We start from the raw sequence: 19,932 nt of genomic DNA, 5'->3' as shown, positions 1-19,932 counted from the left end.
TAATAATACTATAAAACTTCCGTCAGGAGGTATCTCATAAACTATTCCTCATGGGGCCCGAGCCAACCTTTTTCTATCTGCTCCAGGCTCTTCCCTTTGGTCTCGGGAATAAATTTCCAGGTGAAGAGCAGCAGGAATACGGAATTAACCATAAATATCCAGAACGTAAAGGCTCCTCCCAGGCTGTCCAGCATTACGGGCGTAAGCTGGGTTATAAGGATAACACCTACCCACAGAATCAGTGTACAGAATGACATGGCTGTTCCCCTGATCTTAGTAGGAAATATCTCAGCGATCATCACCCACGGGATAGGTCCGAGGGAGGATGCAAAACACGCTATAAAGCCCAGAACAAATATTATAAGCCAGGGACCCCTGGTAATCTCAAAATAAAAACACACGCCAATGGCAAAAAGGCAGACCACCATTCCGGACACTCCCCATAACAGCAGCTTTTTACGCCCTGCTTTGTCTATGAGCCAAAGGGCGACAAAAGTGAAAACGGTATTGATGATCCCAATAAAAATGGTTTGATAGAATGCGGACTCCACTGCGAAACCTATGCTTTTGAATATCTCGGGGGCAAAGTAGATAACGGCATTTATCCCCGTAATCTGTGAGAACAGGGCCAGGACAACTCCGACAACAAGGGCAAGCCGGAGCTCCTTGCCAAAAAGATCGCTCCATCTCCCGGATTCCATTCCCAGGGTATTCCGGATCTCTTCGCGTATAGCTTCGGCCTTATCACCGTTTATCCGGCGGAGTATCTCTCCTGCCTTTGCTTCCCTGCCTTTTTTCATGAGCCACCTCGGACTTTCGGGTACGGTAAACAGCAACGCAAAAAAGATGATGGCCGGTATTACTTCGGAGCCTATCATGTATCGCCACCCGTATTCCACATTCCACACATTGCTTCCGGAAACAGAGATCAGGTAATTGACAATGTAAATGATATTGATACCGAATACGATAGCCAGTTGATATATACTCACCAGCCGTCCCCTGAACTTTGCCGGGGCAACTTCCGAAATATACAACGGGGACAGCATGGAAGCTGCCCCCACTCCTATTCCGCCGACAAACCGTGCCACGATAAACCCGGTCAGGTCTGTTGCTATGGCCGATCCGAGGGCGGAGATAAAAAACAACAGCCCGGTAATGATCAGTACTTTTTTTCGTCCGAAACGGTCGCTGACATAACCGGCAACCGCTGCCCCCAGGATACATCCCCAGATAGCGCTGCTGGCGGCCCAGCCCACAAGGGCCGGACTCAGGGAAAATTTTTCCTGGAGATAACCGATCGCGCCTGCTATCACCGCCGTGTCATAGCCGAACAACAATCCTCCCAACGCTGCTGCTATGGTAATATGAATAATATACCCCCGGGATGCTCCCCCGTTATTAGTTTGATCCTTCATCTGCCGTATTTTTGTTCGCGGAATTGAATTTCAGACGGATAAACCGCGGCCTGTACAGGTGTGGTTTATCTCCTATGACATCGAAAAATTTAAAACTGTTGACATTATAGCTTACGAGCAATTCTCCTTCTCCGGAAATTGCCGGATGCGCTTTGGCATTGTAGGTAAACAGGTCCGGATTATCGATATCTTCTGTAGTGTTCCATATTTCTTTCACTTCGCCGAAAGGCCCGTACGGAGTATCTCCCGTTTGCATATATATGTTGGGATAGATCCCCCCGTACTGGTAAATAAGCGCGTAGCTGCCATCGGACAACCTGGATACACTCAGTTCATTGGATACACTGTCTGCCAGGGCTGTCATCTGTTCCCTGTCTTTTGTCCAGCCATCTGTCTTCCGGAATTCCCAGGCGTTGAAATCTTCTATTTCTCCATATTTTACCCGAGCACATACCAGTTCCTTATGCTGTCCCCTGACGCCGTATACATAGGTATATTCCTCTCCGGGATCGGCATGTATTCCGATTCCAAAGGAAATTTTATCGGAATTATCCCCGGTATTAAAAAAGGGTATTTCCAATGAACGGGGTTCTTGAAACGGTATTTTGCTCTTGTCATCTATTACAAGGAGATCATTGCCCACTTCTTCAAACGGCAGCAGATCGTCCGTATGAGTATTACGTATACGATAGGCAAATATATACAGCTTTCCTCCTGCCTTCTTGTTTACAAAACCGTCCCCCAGCCAGTAATATTCCTCGTTACCGGTATCCGGAACCAGCATGGTAGCAGGCTTTCCGTCACTGTCTTTTGCCAGGATAAATGCTGTGCTTTCCGGGGCATCGCCTTTGCGGTAAAGTGCCATGGAATTATTGACCATACTGTAACCCGGCACCAGGGAATCCCCGATAATTTCCCCGACCATGGTATCGCTGAACAGAAAAACAATACTGTCTGCCTCCTTCCGGTCATCTTCCCCGGAATAGGGTATGGCAAAAATACCATCCCCGCCGAACCAGCCGGAATCCCTTTTAAACACCGCCGTCCATTCCGGCGCCCGTTCTACGGTAAAGGTGATTTCTTCCGGGGAAGGATTATCTTCTTCATCTTTATCCCGAACGTCATCTTTACAGGAAACGAAAAGAGCAATAAATATCCCTCCGAAGATGCATATGCATTTTCTTTTTTCAAGGTTTGCCATATGAGTTGTTTTTGGTTGTCATCTTTTAAAATTTGTTTAACCCGATTTCCATTAGCGGCCAACGGGCTCATGGTTTAATTATTCCTTTGGGCTGCTTCGAACGTATACAGGAAAACCTCTTCTTCCCGGAGTCCCAGTTCGGATAAGTCTACCGTAAGTTCCAGAGCCAGTTTTTCTACGGTAAGTGTTTTTATTCGAAAAGTATCGGCCACAATGGTATTGGGCGTAAAAACATTGTACTTTTCCATGATAAAATGCTGTTCGTCTTCGGTAATATACCAGCCGCTGAAAACATTCAACCCGTCAAAGGCACAGGCCCCGGCCCCGGTATCGGTCCCGTACTCCAGGCTCATGGTACCGTCCCCGTTAAAAAGATAAGCATTGTCTTTTTCACAATCTTCGATGACTTCGGCATTCGGATCATCTTCGTTATTGACATGCAGAATGGACTTCCATTCCCATCTTCGGCGCGGCAGGTTATCCCGTGGACTAAGGCTTATATTGGCTGTGAGGTCACTGGTCGTCTCCTTTCCTCCGGATGTGGTGGCTTTAAAACTAAACCCCACCAGCTTATCCACGTCCTCCACAGGAGGAATATAGATAAATGTATAACTGAATTCTTTTCCCGAAGCCTCTACCTGCAATACTCCTTCCTGTCCGAACGAGGAATCTTTCTGCAGATTTACCGTCTTGGTTATTTCCAGTTTTTCCAGGTCTTCCGGGGCTTCCACAAGCACCTCCAGGTTAAGGGTATCGCCGGATTCCATCCGACTGCGGTACTGCCCGTGTCCCGGTACTTTTTCCGCTCCCAGGCTAACCAGGAAATCTCCCTGATCGTAATAATCTTCCGGGCCCTGCTCGTCTTCGTTACAGCTTACCAGCAATCCCAGGATCAGGGGAAAAATCAGGTGATATATTTTGGTTTTCATATCGTGTATTTTTGGTTGAACAACAAGTTAACCGGTACTAAAAGCCGGGGTTTTGTGGTAAATTGGGATTTACCAGTCTTTCGCGTTGCGGAATGGGGAACAGGTTGTATTGTTCGCCTACCGGAATCCCTTTTACGGCTTCTACACGTTGTCTGAGCCTGCCAAGCCTGGTAAGATCAAACCATCGCTGTCCTTCGCCTACGAACTCCTTGCCCCTTTCTTCTACCAGCAGGTCAATGAAACCGTCGATATTGTCCGCTTCCGCTTCTCCCAGGTTTGCTCTCTGCCTTACATCGTTCAGATAGTCGTTGGCCACATCAAAATTTCCCAGTCTGGCCTGTGCTTCGGCATAGGTAAGTACCACATCGGCATAACGGATTACAGGAAAATCATTGAAAGAACCTCCCGCAGTGGGGTCTGCTTCCATGTCCCAGTATTTGTCTATATATACATGATCCAGGTTTACCGTAGCATTATCGGAAGCGGTAAAACTGGTCATAAACGTATCCTCGCGGCGTTCATCGGAAGTGGCAAAAGTGTTATACATGGCTTCATTGGCTATCTGCCAGCCCTGCGTATTGGAAATACCGTCTACTTCGGCACTCAGGGCTGCCGGTAACAGCCTTACGTTGAACTGTCCTACTTCCCAGAAAGAAATTGCTCCTCCCGCATCTCCGAACCCTACGGAGAAAACAGCTTCCCTGCCTCCCCGGTTCTCAATACGGAAAGCGTCTTTAAAACGGTCCCAGAGTCCGTATAAACCGGAATTGATGACATTAAGGGCTTTTTCCGAGGCAAGCTGGTATTCTCCTGTTCGCAGGTATACTTTTGCCAGTAATGCCCGTGCTGCTCCCTGTGTGGCACGCCCTTCCTGTATTTCTCCGTCCGGAGGCAGGGCTTCCGCATCGGTAAGGTCCCGGATTATCTGGGCATAAACCTCATCTGCCGGGGCGGCCTCCGGGTTTAGCGGGGCCTCTTCGGTGATGACCAACGGTATATCTCCGAACATGCGTACGAGATTGAAATAAAGCAATCCTCTCAGAAATTTAGCTTCATTGATAAAACGGGTTTTAAGTGTTTCATTCATATCAATAGCCGGAATACGGTCTATAGCCACATTGGCCAGGTATATGGTCTTGTAATGCACCTGCCATATTTCCTGCAGAGCCGCATTCTCGGCATTGTGCGTAAAAGTTGCAAGCTGATCGTACTGCGGGGTTCCCAACTGGTTATTGTCCATTTCGTCGGAAGCCAGTCCCTGGGTTATCCAGAAGGTACTGTGATATATCCCTGCGGTATTCCCCCGGGAAGCATCATAAGAGCCGAGATTGGCATATATGGAATTTACCGCCGCAAGGGCATCCTGTTCTGTGATGTAATAATTACCGGTGCTCACCTGGTTTTCAGGATCTTCTTCCAGAAAATCACTACAGGAAAACAACAGTAATACACACAGGATACTGCTCCATATTTTTACCGGAAAGTTATTTACTGATTTCATCATCATGTCTTTTTATGTTAAAATCCCAGGTTAATTCCAAAGGTGTACATTCTCGTCTGAGGGTAATTACCATCATCCACACCTACAATATTGGTAGTTCCGCCATAAGCATTCCCTTCCGGATCGTACCCGCTGTAGCTGGTCCAGGTAAACAGGTTGGTTGCACTGGCGTAAATACGCAGGTTGCTCACCCCAATATGTTCCATCCATTGTTGAGGAAAATTATACCCCAATGTTATGTTCTTGACCCTTACATAAGAAGCGTCTTCGACAAAGGCGGACGAGAAGGTACTGTTAAAGGAGTTGTTTGCCGAGGCCCGGGGGTATACATTCCCGGGATTATCCGGCGTCCAGCGGTTTTTTCCCGCTTTGGCCAGCACGTTCTGCTGTCCGTTCATATTCTCCAGGTTGAGCAGGTTCATATTGGCCATATCATTGCCCTGGCTGCCCTGTACAAAAACACTGAGGTTAAAATTCTTATAGGAAAACTCGTTGTTCAGTCCCCACGTAAAATCGGGTTGGGCGGTTCCTATGATCGCAAGGTCATATTCGTCTATAAATCCGTCAGGGGAACCATCGGGACCGCTTATATCCTTGTATTTACGATCTCCCGCAACCGGTGTCTGCCCGCGTAAAGCCGGACCTGCAGCAGCTTCTTCATTAGTCTGGTAAATGCCGTCAAAAACGTATCCTTCGAAAGTTCCGATAGGCTTACCTTCTCTCAGTATGCTGCCGGCTACCAGGAGATTGATATCTTCTTCCCTGGCCAGGTTGGTCACCTTATTCCGGTTGACGGAAAAGTTTCCGGAAGCATTCCAGGTGAATGGGCCGTTGAGGATATCCGAACTCACTTCCAGTCCGAAACCGCGGTTCTGTACATTTCCTACATTCAGCAGGGTATTCTGAAACCCGGTGGTAAACGGAATAGGGGTTGCCAGCAAAAGGTCGGAGGTTTTCTTATCATATACCTCCGCGGTAAACCGCAATTTACCATTCCAGAATGCCATGTCCAATCCCAAGTTGGCCTGACGTGTGGTTTCCCATTTCAGGTTGCGGTTGGGATAACTGCTCGGCTCCTGCCCGTAAAATACTTCGGGGCTTCCGGGGCCGTTATTAAAAACACCTTCCCCGAAAGGCCCTATCAGGGCAAGGGAATTATAGGGACCGATGGACTGGTTACCGATAACGCCGTAACTCAACCGCAGTTTCAGGTCGCTGAAAAGCTGCGAGTCTCTCATAAAATCCTCATTGATAACACGCCATGCAAATGCCCCGGAGGGAAAGAAACCGTATTGATTGCCTTTTGCGAATTTGGACGAGCCGTCTACCCTTCCGGAAAGGGTAAAGAGATATTTGTTGTCCATAGCGTAATTTATCCGCGCGAGATAGGACACCAGTGCCCACCGTGATTCGCTATTGACCGGCGGCTGCGGATTTTCTGCTGCGGAAAGATTGTGATAGCCGGTCCTGCCATCGGGAAAACCGAAAGCTATACTGGTAAGGGACTCGTTTTGGAATTCCTGTAATGTGAATCCTAAAAGAGCCGTAAGGTTGTCCCCGCCGTCAAAGGTTTTGTTATAGGTAAGTGTATTTTCATTAAGCCAGGTAAGCGCTTCCAGCGTAGAGATGGATGCTTCGCCGCGGCTGCTCTCCGTACGTTTCAGAAAGTTTGGACCGAAAGCACTGTTTTTGGTATGCAAAAGGTCTATCCCGAAGCTGGTGCGGAAATCCAGGTCATCAGTCAGGGCATATTCGGCAAACACATTACCAAGGAGCCTGGAGGTAACGGTTTTGGATTCGTATTCCCTGGCTTCTGCCACCGGATTGGCCACGGCGTCTTTACGGTCATGCTCAAAGGTATAACCTCCCGGTACGTTAGGATTGTATACCGGCAGAACGGGATTGATCTGCAGAGCATTGGCAATTACCCCGGGAACAATCTGCCCGGGCCCTGTAAGCACCCCGTTGGATATAATTCTCGCATACGAAAGGTTGTTGCCTACTTTCAGCTTGTCCGTTACATTCCGTTCCAGGTTTACCCGGAATGAATATCTCCGGAAATCGGAGCCTATGACTATACCATCCTGTGTAAATAAGCCGCCGGAAAGCGCATACCTGGTCTTGGCATCTCCTCCCGAAAAACTAAGCTGGTAATCGGAGATCTGTGCAGCCCTGAAAAGTTCGTCCTGCCAGTCCGTGCCCTTGCCTAAGGTTTGCGGGTTAACATAGACGGGAGTCCTCCCCGCGTTGATTTCCGCTTCATTTACCAGTGCTGCATATTCACTGGCATTGAGTAGATTAAGCTTATTAGCCACCTGTTGTATGCCGTGATAAGCGTTGAAACTTATGGTTTCTCTTCCCGCTGTTCCCTTTTTGGTAGTTATCAATACGACGCCGTTGGCCCCCCTGGAACCGTAAATAGCTGTTGCGGAAGCGTCTTTGAGTATTTCAATAGACTCTATATCATTGGGGTTAATAGTGGAAAGCGGGCTCACTCCCGGGCCCCTGCTTCCGGCAGACGTTTCGTTGGCATCACTGTTTACGAGCATGCCATCTATAACGTACAAGGGCTCACTACTGGCATTTACGGAACTCGTTCCGCGGATACGTATATTGGTCCCTCCTCCGGGCACGCCGGAGGCCTGGGTAACCTGTACACCTGCAGCCCTGCCCTGCAGGGTCTGCTCGAAACTGGAAGCCGGGACAGCCTGCAGCTCTTTGGCACTTATAGAAGAAACCGATCCGGTAATGTCCGATTTCCGCTGACTGCCGTACCCGATGACAATAACTTCAGAGAGTTTTCCCATATCGGGTTCCAGCTCTACCCGGATCGTGGTTTGCATTCCCACTTTCACCTCTCTGGAAGCAAACCCCACATAACTGAACACTAATATGGCATTACTGTCGGGAACCTCAATTTCAAAATTCCCGTCAAAGTCCGCAATGGTACCGGTATTTGTTCCCTTTACCACAATATTACTCCCCGCAAGGACCTCTCCCTCGGCAGACCGGACCGTTCCGGTAACCTTTATCCCTTCCTGCTGCGGAAAGGCATAGGCCTGCAGGGATAATCCGAAACAAAACAGGGGCAGATACAGGACATACGCCCTCATTAATCGGTATATTTCCATAAGAAACAGATTTTTGGTTGATACTAATTTTCGGTTTTAATCCTTAGTTCCCCATTGCATATTGGGCTCAGGTCCGAGGTAAAGTTCGAGGCTTCCGCCCTTTTGAAAGACTTCGTGCGGAAACCAGAACTTCGTGTGTTCTTTTCCATTCAAAAGGGCTTTTTGGATATACATATTATCCATACTGTTATTATGGGTAATGATCCTGAATTCGGTTCCGGTGTAGTAATCCGGATCGAGTTTAATGATCACTTCGTCAAAAACTGGGCTGGTGATATCATATACAGGGTTTTCGGAAACATTACCGTCCAGACTGAACAGTCCTATGGCCATCAGGGCGCTGACGCCTCCCATTTGTCCCTGGTCTTCATCGTGACCGCCATAACCCAGATCGGGTGTAATGCCTCCGTATGCCTGTTCCTTGACCTTCCGTACCCAGTACTGGGTAAGCCACGGTTTCCCGGCATAATTAAAAACATGGGCGTTGGAACAACCGGGCTGGTTAGCATAACTTACATAACCGTCATTATAGGCAAAGACAAAATCGTCATCTTCAGCCATTTCAAAAGCATAATTGAGCTTTTCACATAAAACATCTTCTCCCCCCATAAGTACTGCCAGTTCATCGATCTGGTGCGATACGGACCAGGTAGCCTGCCAGGCATTGGCTTCTATCCAGCCTTCACCGGAAAGGGGCTCGCTATGCAAAAAATTTCCATTCCGGTCTTTGGGAAATACCAGTTTCTGCTCCGGGTGAAAAAGAGTTTTCCATCCCGCTGCCCTTTTACTGAAAAAGTTGTAATCCTTTTTCTTCCCAAGCGCTTTTGCCATCTGGGACAGGGCATAATCCTGAAAAGCCGCTTCCAGGGTAATGCCTGCGTTTCCGGGCCAATAGCCATTTTCCGTGTAAAACCGGATATCGCCGGCATCTCCGAGCATCCCTCCGGGCAGGAGGCTTTCTTTTATCTTATCATAAGCCGTTTGTTTATCTATTTTGGTAAGTAACCCTTTCTGGAAGGTAGCTGCTATAAGATTGGTAGCAGGAGACCCGGTCATAATATAGGAATAACCGCCACCGGAAGGGCCCCGGGGGAGAAGCCCCCCGTTGACGGCATATTGCACCATGGAAGCAGACATTTCGTCCATGACCTCAGGCCATGCAAGCCCCCACAGCACATTTAAATTCCATTGTGTAAGCCACCAGGCATCGGAATTGTACATATTGAATTTAAGGTTCCCGTTTTTGTCCTTCGGCAACGTCTTTATTTTGAATTCCGCGTCCGTAAAGGTGCCTTCGCGATTACCGGAAGTACGATCCGGATAATCTCCGTTGATATCATTGATCTTTTGCCTGCCGAGAAGCACATGCCACAGATCGGTATAAAATTTTATCTTTTGTTCCCGGCTTCCTCCTTTTACCTCTATCTTCCCGAGCCAGTCATTCCATACCTTCAGGGATTCACCGTGAACTTTATCGAAATCCCAGTACGGGCATTCCGCATCAAGGTTATTCCTGGCATTCTCTACACTGGTATAGGATATAGCGATTTTCATCTGCAGCAGGTCTCCGCCCTGAACATCATAGATTGCCGTAACACCGGTGCTGTCGCCTTCGATCTCCGGGATATCCCGGAAACGTTCTTTACCGGTCCAGCCGTCCAATCTTTTGAAAGCCTTATCAAATTCCGCTGCAAAAAAGACCTTTACCTCTTTCGGGCCACCCCAGAAGCGGTCGGTCGTACTGAAATATCCTTCAATCCCCGTATCCGACACCTGCGTAACATGCGCCTTCTCCATTTGTACATTGCTGACATAGCCGCCGAGGTTCATTAATACCTGGGCTTCCATATTCCGGATAAAACGAAAACGGTAAAAACTCACCCGTTCGGTAGCGGTCAGTTCAGTCCATATGTGGTGATCGCGTAAATAGACCCGCTGGTATCCGGGCTGCACGATTTCATCTTCATGACGGAATGCCGACTTCCACCCCTCCTGCCCTTTGGTAGGATCTATAACCGCCGGGGCCGGCATAATCTCCAGGCCGCCCAGCATCCAGCTGTGTATCTGTTCAAACCCCAGGATATATTCGTCGTTATAGTTATAGCCACCTCCGTTCTGGTTCTTGTTCCGGGTTAAAGGAGCAGCCCCCACCATACCGAACGGCCTGGACCCGGTAATAAAGAACAGGTACCGGCCGCGATTGGTCTCTATATAAGGATCTACCCATGCGACAAAATCATTATTATCTTCCGGGGCTGCGAACACTTCCATTTCCGACAGTCCCAGGTCTTTGCCATTGCCGTCAGTCACCTGGAATTTCACCCAGTCGACGGTTTTGGTATCGAACCTTATTTCCTTGCCCTCCCCGTTATCCGGTATCCGGTTGACCCAGATAAGGCTTCCGTCACTGAACATCAGTTTGCCCCCGGCGGTAAATTCTTTTCCGGAAGGCCGGTCGTATAAAACAATGCGGTTGATTTTCCTCGGTTTGTCCCACCGAAGTTCTATCCACGGGAAACGGATATAGCCCCAATCCGTAGTAACTCCTTCACAGGCCCACTCTCCTGTTGCCGGGGTTCCAATGATCCCATCCGCTACATTTTCGGGAAGGTACATTTCGGACAAGGCTGTGGAGGCGGATATTTTTGCCTCCGCTGCTATGTTGCCCGTCTGCCCCTGTACGGTATGAATCAGACAGAAAAAGAAACCGATACTCCAGAGCCTGATCTTATGTGGTGTCATTGTGAATAGGTTTTAGGTTGATTTTTATATGTTCATACATATGAACATTATACAAATGTAAATAAAAAACAATACAATTATTACCGATTACATATTTTTTTGTTTTATTTATTGAATTATTGTCGTTTTGAGAGAATTCATTTTCATAAAAACGGACCCAACGCCGGATAAATGCACGAAATTTATGATTAAAAAGTATCCTTGTCAAAAGGAAGTACCAGGAAATGAGTGCCCGAACGCGCATCCCCTTTTCCCTAAAGAATAATCATCTGAAAATTAATAGATTACACATCGTGTTCATTTTTGGCATAACCTTTGGTAGAGTGCTGTTATGGAGTAATTGTGGCCACAACAAACAATTACTAACCTCTTAAAAATAGATGTTATGAAAAATCTGTTTACACTATTGGTGCTTATGTTCCTGGGTACGGGCATAAAAGCATCCGCGGAAACTCCGGCTAATTACGGTTTCTACAGCGGGGATTCCTATATTTTCACGGAAGGAGATGTTGAATTCGCGGTCTATCCCGACGGACAGTTCGATTTTGCCTACCTCGGTGACCGGGGAACGCGGGTAAGTATCAACTCTCCCGGGGTTTCGATCAGTTTTAATTCGGGCTATGATTATGATCCGTATGTACAATACGATACTTACGGAGCGGTTATCCAGATAGAAAATGTTCCTGTTTATTACGACGACTACGGACGTATCGCAAGGGCCGGAAATGTATTTATCCGTTATAACAACGGTTACCTCGCACAGATAGGCGGACTGGTGATACACTATGACAATTTCTGGCACTTTACGCATTATACCGGGTATATCAATACCTTGAACAGAAGGTATATCTACAGGCCGTGGCATGCCCATTACGCAGTCCCCTATTATACCTATAGCGTCGTATATACCACACCATACCGCAGGTATTACACCCCTGTACGATATAATTATTCCTATCACAAAGCACATTACAGGGACAGCAGATCATACGCCAACAGCCGACGGGATTTTTACCTTCCCGGAAGCAGGGTACATTACCAGGACGGGAGAGTAGCCGCGAACAGTTCGTACCGTAATACGGAAAGAAGAAGCAGCACAAATGCCACTACGTACAGAAGAGATGACACTGTTTTAAAAAACAATGCCTCCACCGCAAGGAGAGCTTCCGCTGTGACAAATGTTAATAATAACACGGCAAGGCGAAACTCCTCTACCGGCGCAGAAACCGGGAGAAACAGCAAGACGATAAAAAACAGCCGGGAAAATACTACTGTTTCCGGCACAAAGCGCAACAGTCCCGCCACAACCGGAAACAGTACAAACCGCAGCGATACAACAACTGCGGACAAAAGAAGGAACAATACTTCCCCGGGGACACCGGCAAATACCGGTACAACCGCACGAGAGAACCGTACGACAGGCAATACGAACGGCAATGCCGGCAGAAACAGTACAGCACCCGGGAGGAATGCCAATGCTGCTCCACAAAATACGACAAGAGTACAAACCGCTGCTCCTGCCAACAGGCAGGGCGATACCGCAACACGGACTTCGGGCAGCAGCAACAGACAGGCTACAACATCGCGTAGCAGGAATTAGAATAAGTTGTGGTTTCGATACAACAACCCTCCGGAACAAGTTATTCCGGAGGGTTGTTATTTACAGGTACGGAGAAACAGGGTAAAGATCTCTAAAATGTATATGTTCCCTTACTTGGGGTTTCCTCAAAAAAATAATACTTTTGAAAGCGAGAGCCAATCTACGCACTTCATTTAAACGGGACGGAAATAATGTTCAAAAACAAAAAGACATCTCAGATCATTATGATTATCGCTGCCGCCCTCACCATTATCGGCGTGGTCACCGGCAAGTTTTTCTTTCTTTTTTTAATTCTGCCCCTGGGATTTCTTTTCAACCGGGGAAAGGATTGAGGAGTTTTTTTTTGGTACCGGAATTGATTAGCTTAGGGGTTGTTCGCTCGCACCCACTTATAGCAATTTGATTTTCACACATTTACACTTATGTTCTTTAAGATAGTGGTAGTCTGTATTTGCAAGCAGTTCTTTTTACAGCTGCTTTGTCCGGTAAGGAAATATCCGGAGTTAGTACTATTTTGCAAGCTAAACGATCCACACTCCGGTTATCATGCATTATTACTGTTGAACAATAGGCTGTCATCACTGTGTAAATCCGGATACGGCGTGTGCTCCTTCTGGGGTCGCGAATATCTCTGACTTCGCAGTCCGCGTTCGGTAAAACCCCGGCGTTACAACCAAAAGCATTTCTGCCGGTGCGATACCGGTAGGAATATAGCTGTCAAACAGACGGTATCACTGCCGGCTTCCCCGCAAATTCAGGGCAGATAGCCTCCCGGCAAAGATACGCCTGCCTTTGTCACGGGACCTGCATACCGTATCCCCGGCCGGATAATCCGGGGCCGGTTTTTGCCATTTAAGGGATTGTGTATATACTGAACCAGGTTATGTTTGCGGCATAAGTAATTGCGTATGCAGCAAATAGAAACCCTTATGATTTCGTAACCATTCCCTTATACCGTAAACACAACCCGGTTAGTTGCTTAAGCAATTGCGTAGGAATTCACAAGCAACCCGATAAGCGGTCAACAAAACCGTATATGCAGCAAACAGAATCCCTTAGGCCGCATACCTATTCCCTAATGCCGCAAACATAACCCCGTTAGCCGCCTGAGCAATTGCGTATGATTTCGCAGGCAACCGGGTAAACGGTCAACGGAACTGTGTATGCGGCAAACAAGGTCTCTTAGGATTTCACACCCGTTCCCTTAAGCCGTAAATGTAACCCGGTAAGCGGTTAAAGCAGTTGTATAGAATGTTATAAACAACCCGGTAAGCGGCTAAAGGAAACAGCTAAACCGTATACCGGACCCGGTCCGGCATATACACAATCCCTTAAATGACCGTTTTCTCGTCTAGAAATAGAGCATTTTATATCCGTTCCCGGTGAAGCAGCAAGGTAAGTGTCATTCATACAATTCAGATCGCCACATCATAAAAAAGGTGGGAAGCTATGGGATACAAAGAGTTCAGAGAACGTATAATCATTTTTAACAGACATTAGCGGGAGTTGTTGGTTAATCAGCTTCATAACGGGTTCTTAAGCATCCGGCGAATCCAAAAATTGTGTCGTAAAAATCACACTACAAAACTCCGAACTACAAAACGCATCAACTGCTGCTCCCCCGTCTCCGGAATTCACTTAAAAGTATAGCCGTAGCTGTTGCTACGTTAAGACTTTCGGTCTCCTGTATACGACCGAAACGGGGAATGGAGACCACACCATCTGCCAGTGATCGGATCTCTCCCGATATCCCGTTAGCTTCGTTTCCCATGACCAGGATACCTTTTTGCGGCAAGGCTGTCTCAAAGACATTTTCTCCGTCCATATCGGCGATAAAAACAGGCAGCCCGGATTCACCGATAAAGGCCTGCAGATCGGTATATACAATATTAACCCGGGCCAGTGACCCCATGGTGGCCTGTACCACTTTGCCATTATAACAATCCACCGTAGTTGCACTACATACCAGATCTTCTATCCCGAACCAGTCGCACAACCGGATAATAGTCCCCAGGTTACCGGGATCTCGTATATCATCCAGGGCAAGCACCAGGCCGGAATTCCTTATTTCCTTCTCTTTGGGAATTTCAAAAAGGGCCAGTGCTTTGTTGGGCGTTTTCAACTGACTGACCTTCTTCAGTTCATCACCGGAGATTTCCCGGACAAGACTTCCCGCAAAGGAAAAGCGGTCCGCTTCTGTCGTAAACAATTCCCTGAGTTTCATTCCGGCATCATAAAGTTCCGTAATGACCTTTATCCCTTCCGCCACAAACATTCCGTGCCTGTTCCTGTACTTTTTTTGGTGTAAACCCGTTATTAATTTAATTTCGCTTTTACTAACCATCTGTTATCGTGCATTTTTCCCTGTAAAGCCGGAGGCGGCCTCAGGTTATTCGGTAAAAATTAGGCTATGACCCTATTTTCCGGGAGGAATTCACACAAAATTTTTTCATCTTTGTTTTTGCTTAATTGCAAAAGCATGTATTTTATGTGTTGTGGATCGATAATCTGTTAAACCTTTCTTTTTTCCATTGAAAACTCTGGTCACAAAAATAGCGGTAATCTTTTTAATACTGTCTATAGTATCGTGTAATGCGGTAAAAAGGGTGAATGACGATCAACTGCTTTTGACCAAAAACAATATTTATATAAACGGGGAAAGGGAAACAGATGAAACGCTCCGCAATCTTATTTCCCAGCGTCCTAACAGTTCACTACTGGGGTTTAACCTGAAACTCCATATATACAACATGGCCACCCCCAAATCCGATTCGGCCTACCTGGCATGGCTTCACCGAAAGGAAAAAAGGGAAAAACGCCTGATCCGGTTATTGTCGGAAAAGCAGGTCCTGGAGCTGGGGAGATCGGTAGCAGGGTTTAACAACTGGCTGAAAGAAACCGGGGAGGCCCCCGTGATCATTAACGAAGCGAAAGCAGCCAAGTCGAAAGAACGGCTCAACCTGTATTACAACAGTAAAGGCTATTTCAACAATAAGGTAACCTATTCCGTCGACTCCGTACCCAAAAAGGAAAAACGGGGCGAAGTAAGCTATCACATAACTACCGGGAAACCGTATTTTATAGATAGCATAACAAAAAAAATAGCATCAAAGGATATAGACTCCATTTATGCCCGGTACGATGCCCGAAGACTGATAAAAAAAGGCGAACAGTTTGACCTGAACCATTTTGAGGCGGAAAGGGAACGCATCAATTCCATCCTCATCAATTCCGGTATATACCAGTTCCAGCCCAATTCATCTATCCGTTTTAATGTGCTCCGGGATACTTTGGTAGCCAACGAAGATTACAAAATGCCGGTAGAAATACAGATAGACAACCGCCATGAAAGGATCGGGGATTCCCTGCAGGAGATCCCCTATAAAATACACCGCATCAAGAATGTCAATATTTATGCAGACTATACCTTTGGAATGGACCGGGATTCCCTGGACTCTATTTCCTATGATAAATTTACCATTTACTTTCGCGATAAGCTTCGCTATAAACCGAAAGCACTTGCAGATGCCGTAGGCATTTCTCCCGGAAACCTGTACCGCGAAATAGACCGTACGCGTACCTACAGGCAAATAAGTAATCTGAATACTTTCAAATATCCCAACATAGAATACCTGTATGTTCCCGGAAAAGATGACGAGTTAAATACAAATATATACCTGACGCACCGTCCTAAATTCTCACTTGGGCTTAATACTGACATATCGCACTCCAACATCCAGGATATCGGTATTTCTTTCAGCACCTCGCTCATAAGCCGGAATGTTTTCCGGGGTGCGGAAACCCTGGAGGTCTCCGCAAGAGGTACCGTCGGATCATCGAGAGAAGCCAGTAATCCCAACGACAGGTTTTTTAATATTTCCGAATTCGGGGGGGATATCCGGCTCAATTTCCCGAGGATATTTTTCCTGTTCGACACCCGGAAGTTCATTCCCAAATACATGTTGCCCGAAACACGTATATCCGTAGGTAGCTCCTTTCAGAAAAACATAGGGCTGGACAAACAGAGTTTCAATACCATCCTGCGGTATAACTGGACACCGTCTTTCCAGAAAAAACATACTTTCGAGCTGATGAACATAGAGTTTATCCGGAACCTGAACACAGACCGTTATTTCAGGGTATACCAGAACAGCTACGAAAGACTGAACAATATAGCCGAAAGATATACGACAGACCCTGCCTATTATGACGATGACGGGAACCTGCTCGTTCCGGCCGGGACAAACCAGTTTACCCGGGATGCCCTATCCGGACAGATAAACGGACTGACTCCCGGTTCGGATGATTACCGGTCTATATCGAGTATAGACGAACGAAGAAGGAGGCTCAGTGCCAATAACCTCATTTTTGCTTCCAATTTCACCTATACCAAAAATACACGCCGGGGGGCCAGCGACAATACCTTTTCCCAGTTTAAAGTCAAGCTGGAAACTGCCGGGAATTTCCTGTCTGCCGCTTCCCGGATCATTGAATTCAACAAAAACGAGAACGGCAAAAAGCTTGTATTCGACGTGCAGTATTCCCAATACGTAAAAACAGAACTCGATTTCATAAAACACATGCAGATATCCAGGGAAAGTATTCTTGCCTTCCGGAGTTTCTTCGGCTTCGCCATTCCCTATGGCAATGCCAGTAACATTCCCTTTTCCAGGAGTTATTTTGCCGGCGGGACCAATGACAACCGGGCATGGCAGGCCTACTCTCTCGGTCCCGGAAGAACTGATGCCCGGAACGATTTCAACGAAGCCAACCTCAAGATAGCCATGAACCTGGAATACCGCTTCAATATTATGGGAAGCCTTAACGGCGCCCTTTTTGCCGATGCGGGAAATATATGGAATGCCCTGGATGATGTTACGGATGAAGAAGCTGTTTTTTCCGGTATGTCTTCTCTAAAGGACATTGCCCTGGGAACCGGGTTCGGGTTCCGGTATGATTTCGGTTTTTTTGTTATTCGTCTCGATACCGGGTTCAAAACATACAACCCGGCCGAACGAATGTCCAGACGCTGGTTCAGGGATTACAATTTCGGTAATGCGGTATATAACATAGGGATCAACTACCCTTTCTGACCGAAGTGTTTGTTCTTTATATCTTTCATAACCCCTCCGTATGCTAATTTAGACCCGGATTTTGAGTTTTAGCCGTTGAAATTTATTATTTTTGCTCTTTACTAATTTTCAAATTCTGGAAAACTTAAAAACTATGAGTCATAACATTAAGCCCGGCGTAGCTACCGGAGATGAAGTACAGGAAATATTTGCCTACGCAAAAAGTAAAGGGTTCGCTTTGCCTGCCGTAAACGTAATAGGTTCGGACAGCATAAACGGCGTACTGGAGACCGCAGCCACGCTGAACTCTCCGGTTATTCTCCAATTTTCAAACGGAGGTGCGCAGTTCAATGCCGGAAAAGGACTTTCCAATGACGGGCAAAAAGCCGCGATACTCGGGGCTGTTGCCGGGGCTAAACATGTACACGAACTTGCAGAAGCTTACGGAGCTACCGTTATACTGCATACGGACCACTGTGCAAAAAAACTGCTGCTGTGGATAGACGGGCTTCTGGATGCCAGTGAAAAACATTACGCGGAAACAGGAAAACCGCTTTTCAGTTCTCATATGATAGACCTTTCGGAAGAACCTATCGAAGAAAACATTGAGATCTGTAAAAAGTACCTGGAGCGTATGAGCAAAATGGGTATGACTCTGGAGATCGAACTCGGTGTTACCGGTGGTGAAGAAGACGGTGTGGACAATACGGATGTGGATTCTTCCAAACTCTATACACAGCCCGAAGAAGTGGCATACGCTTATGAAGAACTGATGAAAATAAGCCCTAAGTTCACCATAGCAGCTGCTTTTGGTAATGTTCACGGTGTATACAAACCGGGAAATGTAAAACTTACTCCTAAAATCCTGAAGAACTCTCAGGAATTCGTATCCGAAAAATACAATGTACCTGCAAACAGCATAGATTTTGTGTTTCACGGAGGTTCCGGGTCTACCCTGGAAGAGATCCGCGAGGCTATTGGTTATGGCGTTATTAAAATGAATATCGATACCGATCTTCAGTATGCCTTCCTGGAAGGTGTAAGAGATTACATCCAGGACAAAAAAGATTATCTGCAGGCCCAGATAGGCAACCCGGAAGGAGATGATCAACCCAATAAAAAATTCTACGACCCCAGGGTATGGCTGCGCGAAGGAGAAAAGACCTTTATCGCCAGGTTGAAAAAGGCTTTTGAGGACCTGAACAACGTAAATACCTTATAAACAAGCTAAAGAGTAGAGCCGCTTACCGGGTTTGACCCGGTGTCGTGCAGATTTTATAACTTGCACCGCAGAAAAGCCCGGTAAACGGACAACTCAACAGTATTTATATAACGAAAAATAAAAACATGGCTTGGTTCAAACGAAAAGAAAAAGGTATCCAGACCACAACAGAGGAAAAGAAAGACACGCCCAAGGGACTCTGGTATAAGTCTCCCACCGGAAAAATTGTCGGAGCCGAAGAACTGGAGAAAAACTTTTACGTCAGCCCTGAAGACGATTATCACGTAAGGATAGGAAGCAAGGAATATTTTTCTATTCTTTTTGACGGTAATAAATTCGAAGAACTGGACCCCAACCTGACTTCCAAGGACCCGTTGAAGTTTGTAGATACCAAAAAATACACAGACCGCCTTAAAGAAGCCCAGGACAAGACAAAGCTGAAGGACGCCGTTCGTACCGCGGTCGGAAAATCCATGGGTAAAGACCTGGTCATTGCCTGTATGGACTTTGCTTTCATCGGGGGATCTATGGGAAGCGTGGTCGGAGAAAAGATCGCAAGGGCCATAGACTATTCCATTAAAAACAACATACCTTTCCTGATGATCTCCAAGTCCGGAGGAGCTAGGATGATGGAAGCAGCTTTATCACTGATGCAGCTGGCCAAGACCTCTGCCAAACTGGCACAACTTGCCGAAGCCCGGATCCCTTACATTTCGCTTTGTACGGACCCGACTACCGGGGGAACAACAGCATCATATGCCATGCTGGGAGATATCAACATTGCCGAGCCGGGCGCCCTTATCGGCTTTGCCGGCCCCAGAGTGGTAAAAGAAGCTACCGGCCAGGATCTTCCCCAGGGATTCCAGACCTCCGAATTCTTACAGGAACACGGTTTCCTCGACTTTATAACACATCGTAAAGACCTGAAGAAAAATGTAAATCTCTACCTGGACCTTATTCTTAACCGGGAAGTACGGTCATAACACAAGGCCGGAAATATATAATAGGGGCGCAATGTATTGCGTCCTTACTTTTTTACGGTAAAAAATAAATATTACAACTATTTACCCTATATTTGCGCCCTGATAGACGAGCTATCACAATACATAAGAATCA

General features: G+C 46.8%; 12 protein-coding genes. 5 read left to right on the top strand and 7 right to left on the bottom strand.

The window, feature by feature from the left end; all coding sequences use genetic code 11:
* Window positions 1-41: 41 nt before the first annotated feature.
* The 6 genes from ED312_RS00670 to ED312_RS00645 form a co-directional block, all read right to left on the bottom strand.
* Window positions 42-1,418, bottom strand: coding sequence for a sugar porter family MFS transporter (locus tag ED312_RS00670; protein WP_123214058.1), 1,377 nt, complete (start codon window positions 1,416-1,418; stop codon window positions 42-44).
* Complete coding sequence (locus tag ED312_RS00665; protein WP_123214057.1) at window positions 1,402-2,619, bottom strand: DUF4185 domain-containing protein; 1,218 nt, start codon at window positions 2,617-2,619, stop codon at window positions 1,402-1,404. The genes ED312_RS00670 and ED312_RS00665 overlap by 17 nt, the downstream gene beginning before the upstream one ends.
* Before the next feature lie 74 nt (window positions 2,620-2,693).
* Window positions 2,694-3,548, bottom strand: coding sequence for a hypothetical protein (locus tag ED312_RS00660; protein ID WP_123214056.1), 855 nt, complete (start codon window positions 3,546-3,548; stop codon window positions 2,694-2,696).
* Window positions 3,549-3,585: 37 nt separating this feature from the next.
* Window positions 3,586-5,055, bottom strand: a complete 1,470-nt coding sequence (locus ED312_RS00655) for a RagB/SusD family nutrient uptake outer membrane protein (protein ID WP_206363185.1) — start codon at window positions 5,053-5,055, stop codon at window positions 3,586-3,588.
* 11 nt (window positions 5,056-5,066) lie between these two features.
* Window positions 5,067-8,180 (bottom strand): SusC/RagA family TonB-linked outer membrane protein, encoded by a 3,114-nt coding sequence (locus ED312_RS00650; RefSeq protein ID WP_123214054.1) that lies wholly within the window; start codon window positions 8,178-8,180, stop codon window positions 5,067-5,069.
* Window positions 8,181-8,216: 36 nt separating this feature from the next.
* A complete protein-coding gene (locus tag ED312_RS00645) occupies window positions 8,217-10,922 on the bottom strand; it encodes a GH92 family glycosyl hydrolase (protein WP_123214053.1) in 2,706 nt (901 codons plus the stop codon).
* 385 nt (window positions 10,923-11,307) lie between these two features.
* Between ED312_RS00645 and ED312_RS00635 the strand changes: the two genes are divergently transcribed.
* Both ED312_RS00635 and ED312_RS23640 read left to right on the top strand, forming a co-directional pair.
* Window positions 11,308-12,522: a hypothetical protein gene (locus ED312_RS00635; protein ID WP_123214051.1), complete on the top strand. Its 1,215-nt coding sequence runs from the start codon at window positions 11,308-11,310 to the stop codon at window positions 12,520-12,522.
* A 191-nt stretch (window positions 12,523-12,713) separates the two neighbouring features.
* Window positions 12,714-12,854 carry a hypothetical protein gene (locus ED312_RS23640; protein ID WP_170164419.1) on the top strand — a complete coding sequence of 47 codons (141 nt, stop codon included), beginning with the start codon at window positions 12,714-12,716 and terminating at the stop codon, window positions 12,852-12,854.
* Window positions 12,855-14,128: 1,274 nt separating this feature from the next.
* Here the strand turns inward: ED312_RS23640 and ED312_RS00630 are convergent.
* Window positions 14,129-14,866: a TrmH family RNA methyltransferase gene (locus ED312_RS00630; RefSeq protein WP_123214050.1), complete on the bottom strand. Its 738-nt coding sequence runs from the start codon at window positions 14,864-14,866 to the stop codon at window positions 14,129-14,131.
* 187 nt (window positions 14,867-15,053) lie between these two features.
* On the opposite strand from ED312_RS00630, the gene tamL reads away from it, so the two are divergent.
* The 3 genes from tamL to accD all read left to right on the top strand — a co-directional run bounded on the left by tamL (window position 15,054) and on the right by accD (window position 19,799).
* A complete protein-coding gene (gene tamL / locus ED312_RS00625) occupies window positions 15,054-17,615 on the top strand; it encodes a translocation and assembly module lipoprotein TamL (RefSeq protein ID WP_123214049.1) in 2,562 nt (853 codons plus the stop codon).
* A gap of 133 nt (window positions 17,616-17,748) precedes the next feature.
* Window positions 17,749-18,816, top strand: coding sequence for a class II fructose-bisphosphate aldolase (gene fbaA, locus ED312_RS00620; protein WP_123214048.1), 1,068 nt, complete (start codon window positions 17,749-17,751; stop codon window positions 18,814-18,816).
* A 125-nt stretch (window positions 18,817-18,941) separates the two neighbouring features.
* Window positions 18,942-19,799, top strand: coding sequence for an acetyl-CoA carboxylase, carboxyltransferase subunit beta (gene accD, locus ED312_RS00615; protein WP_123214047.1), 858 nt, complete (start codon window positions 18,942-18,944; stop codon window positions 19,797-19,799).
* The last annotated feature ends 133 nt before the right edge of the window (window positions 19,800-19,932 follow it).

This window comes from Sinomicrobium pectinilyticum (assembly GCF_003725735.1).
In the GTDB taxonomy this organism is placed as follows: Bacteria; Bacteroidota; Bacteroidia; order Flavobacteriales; family Flavobacteriaceae; genus Sinomicrobium; species Sinomicrobium pectinilyticum.
Note: the sequence above shows the minus strand (reverse complement) of the source record. Positions and strands in the feature narration are given on the sequence as shown.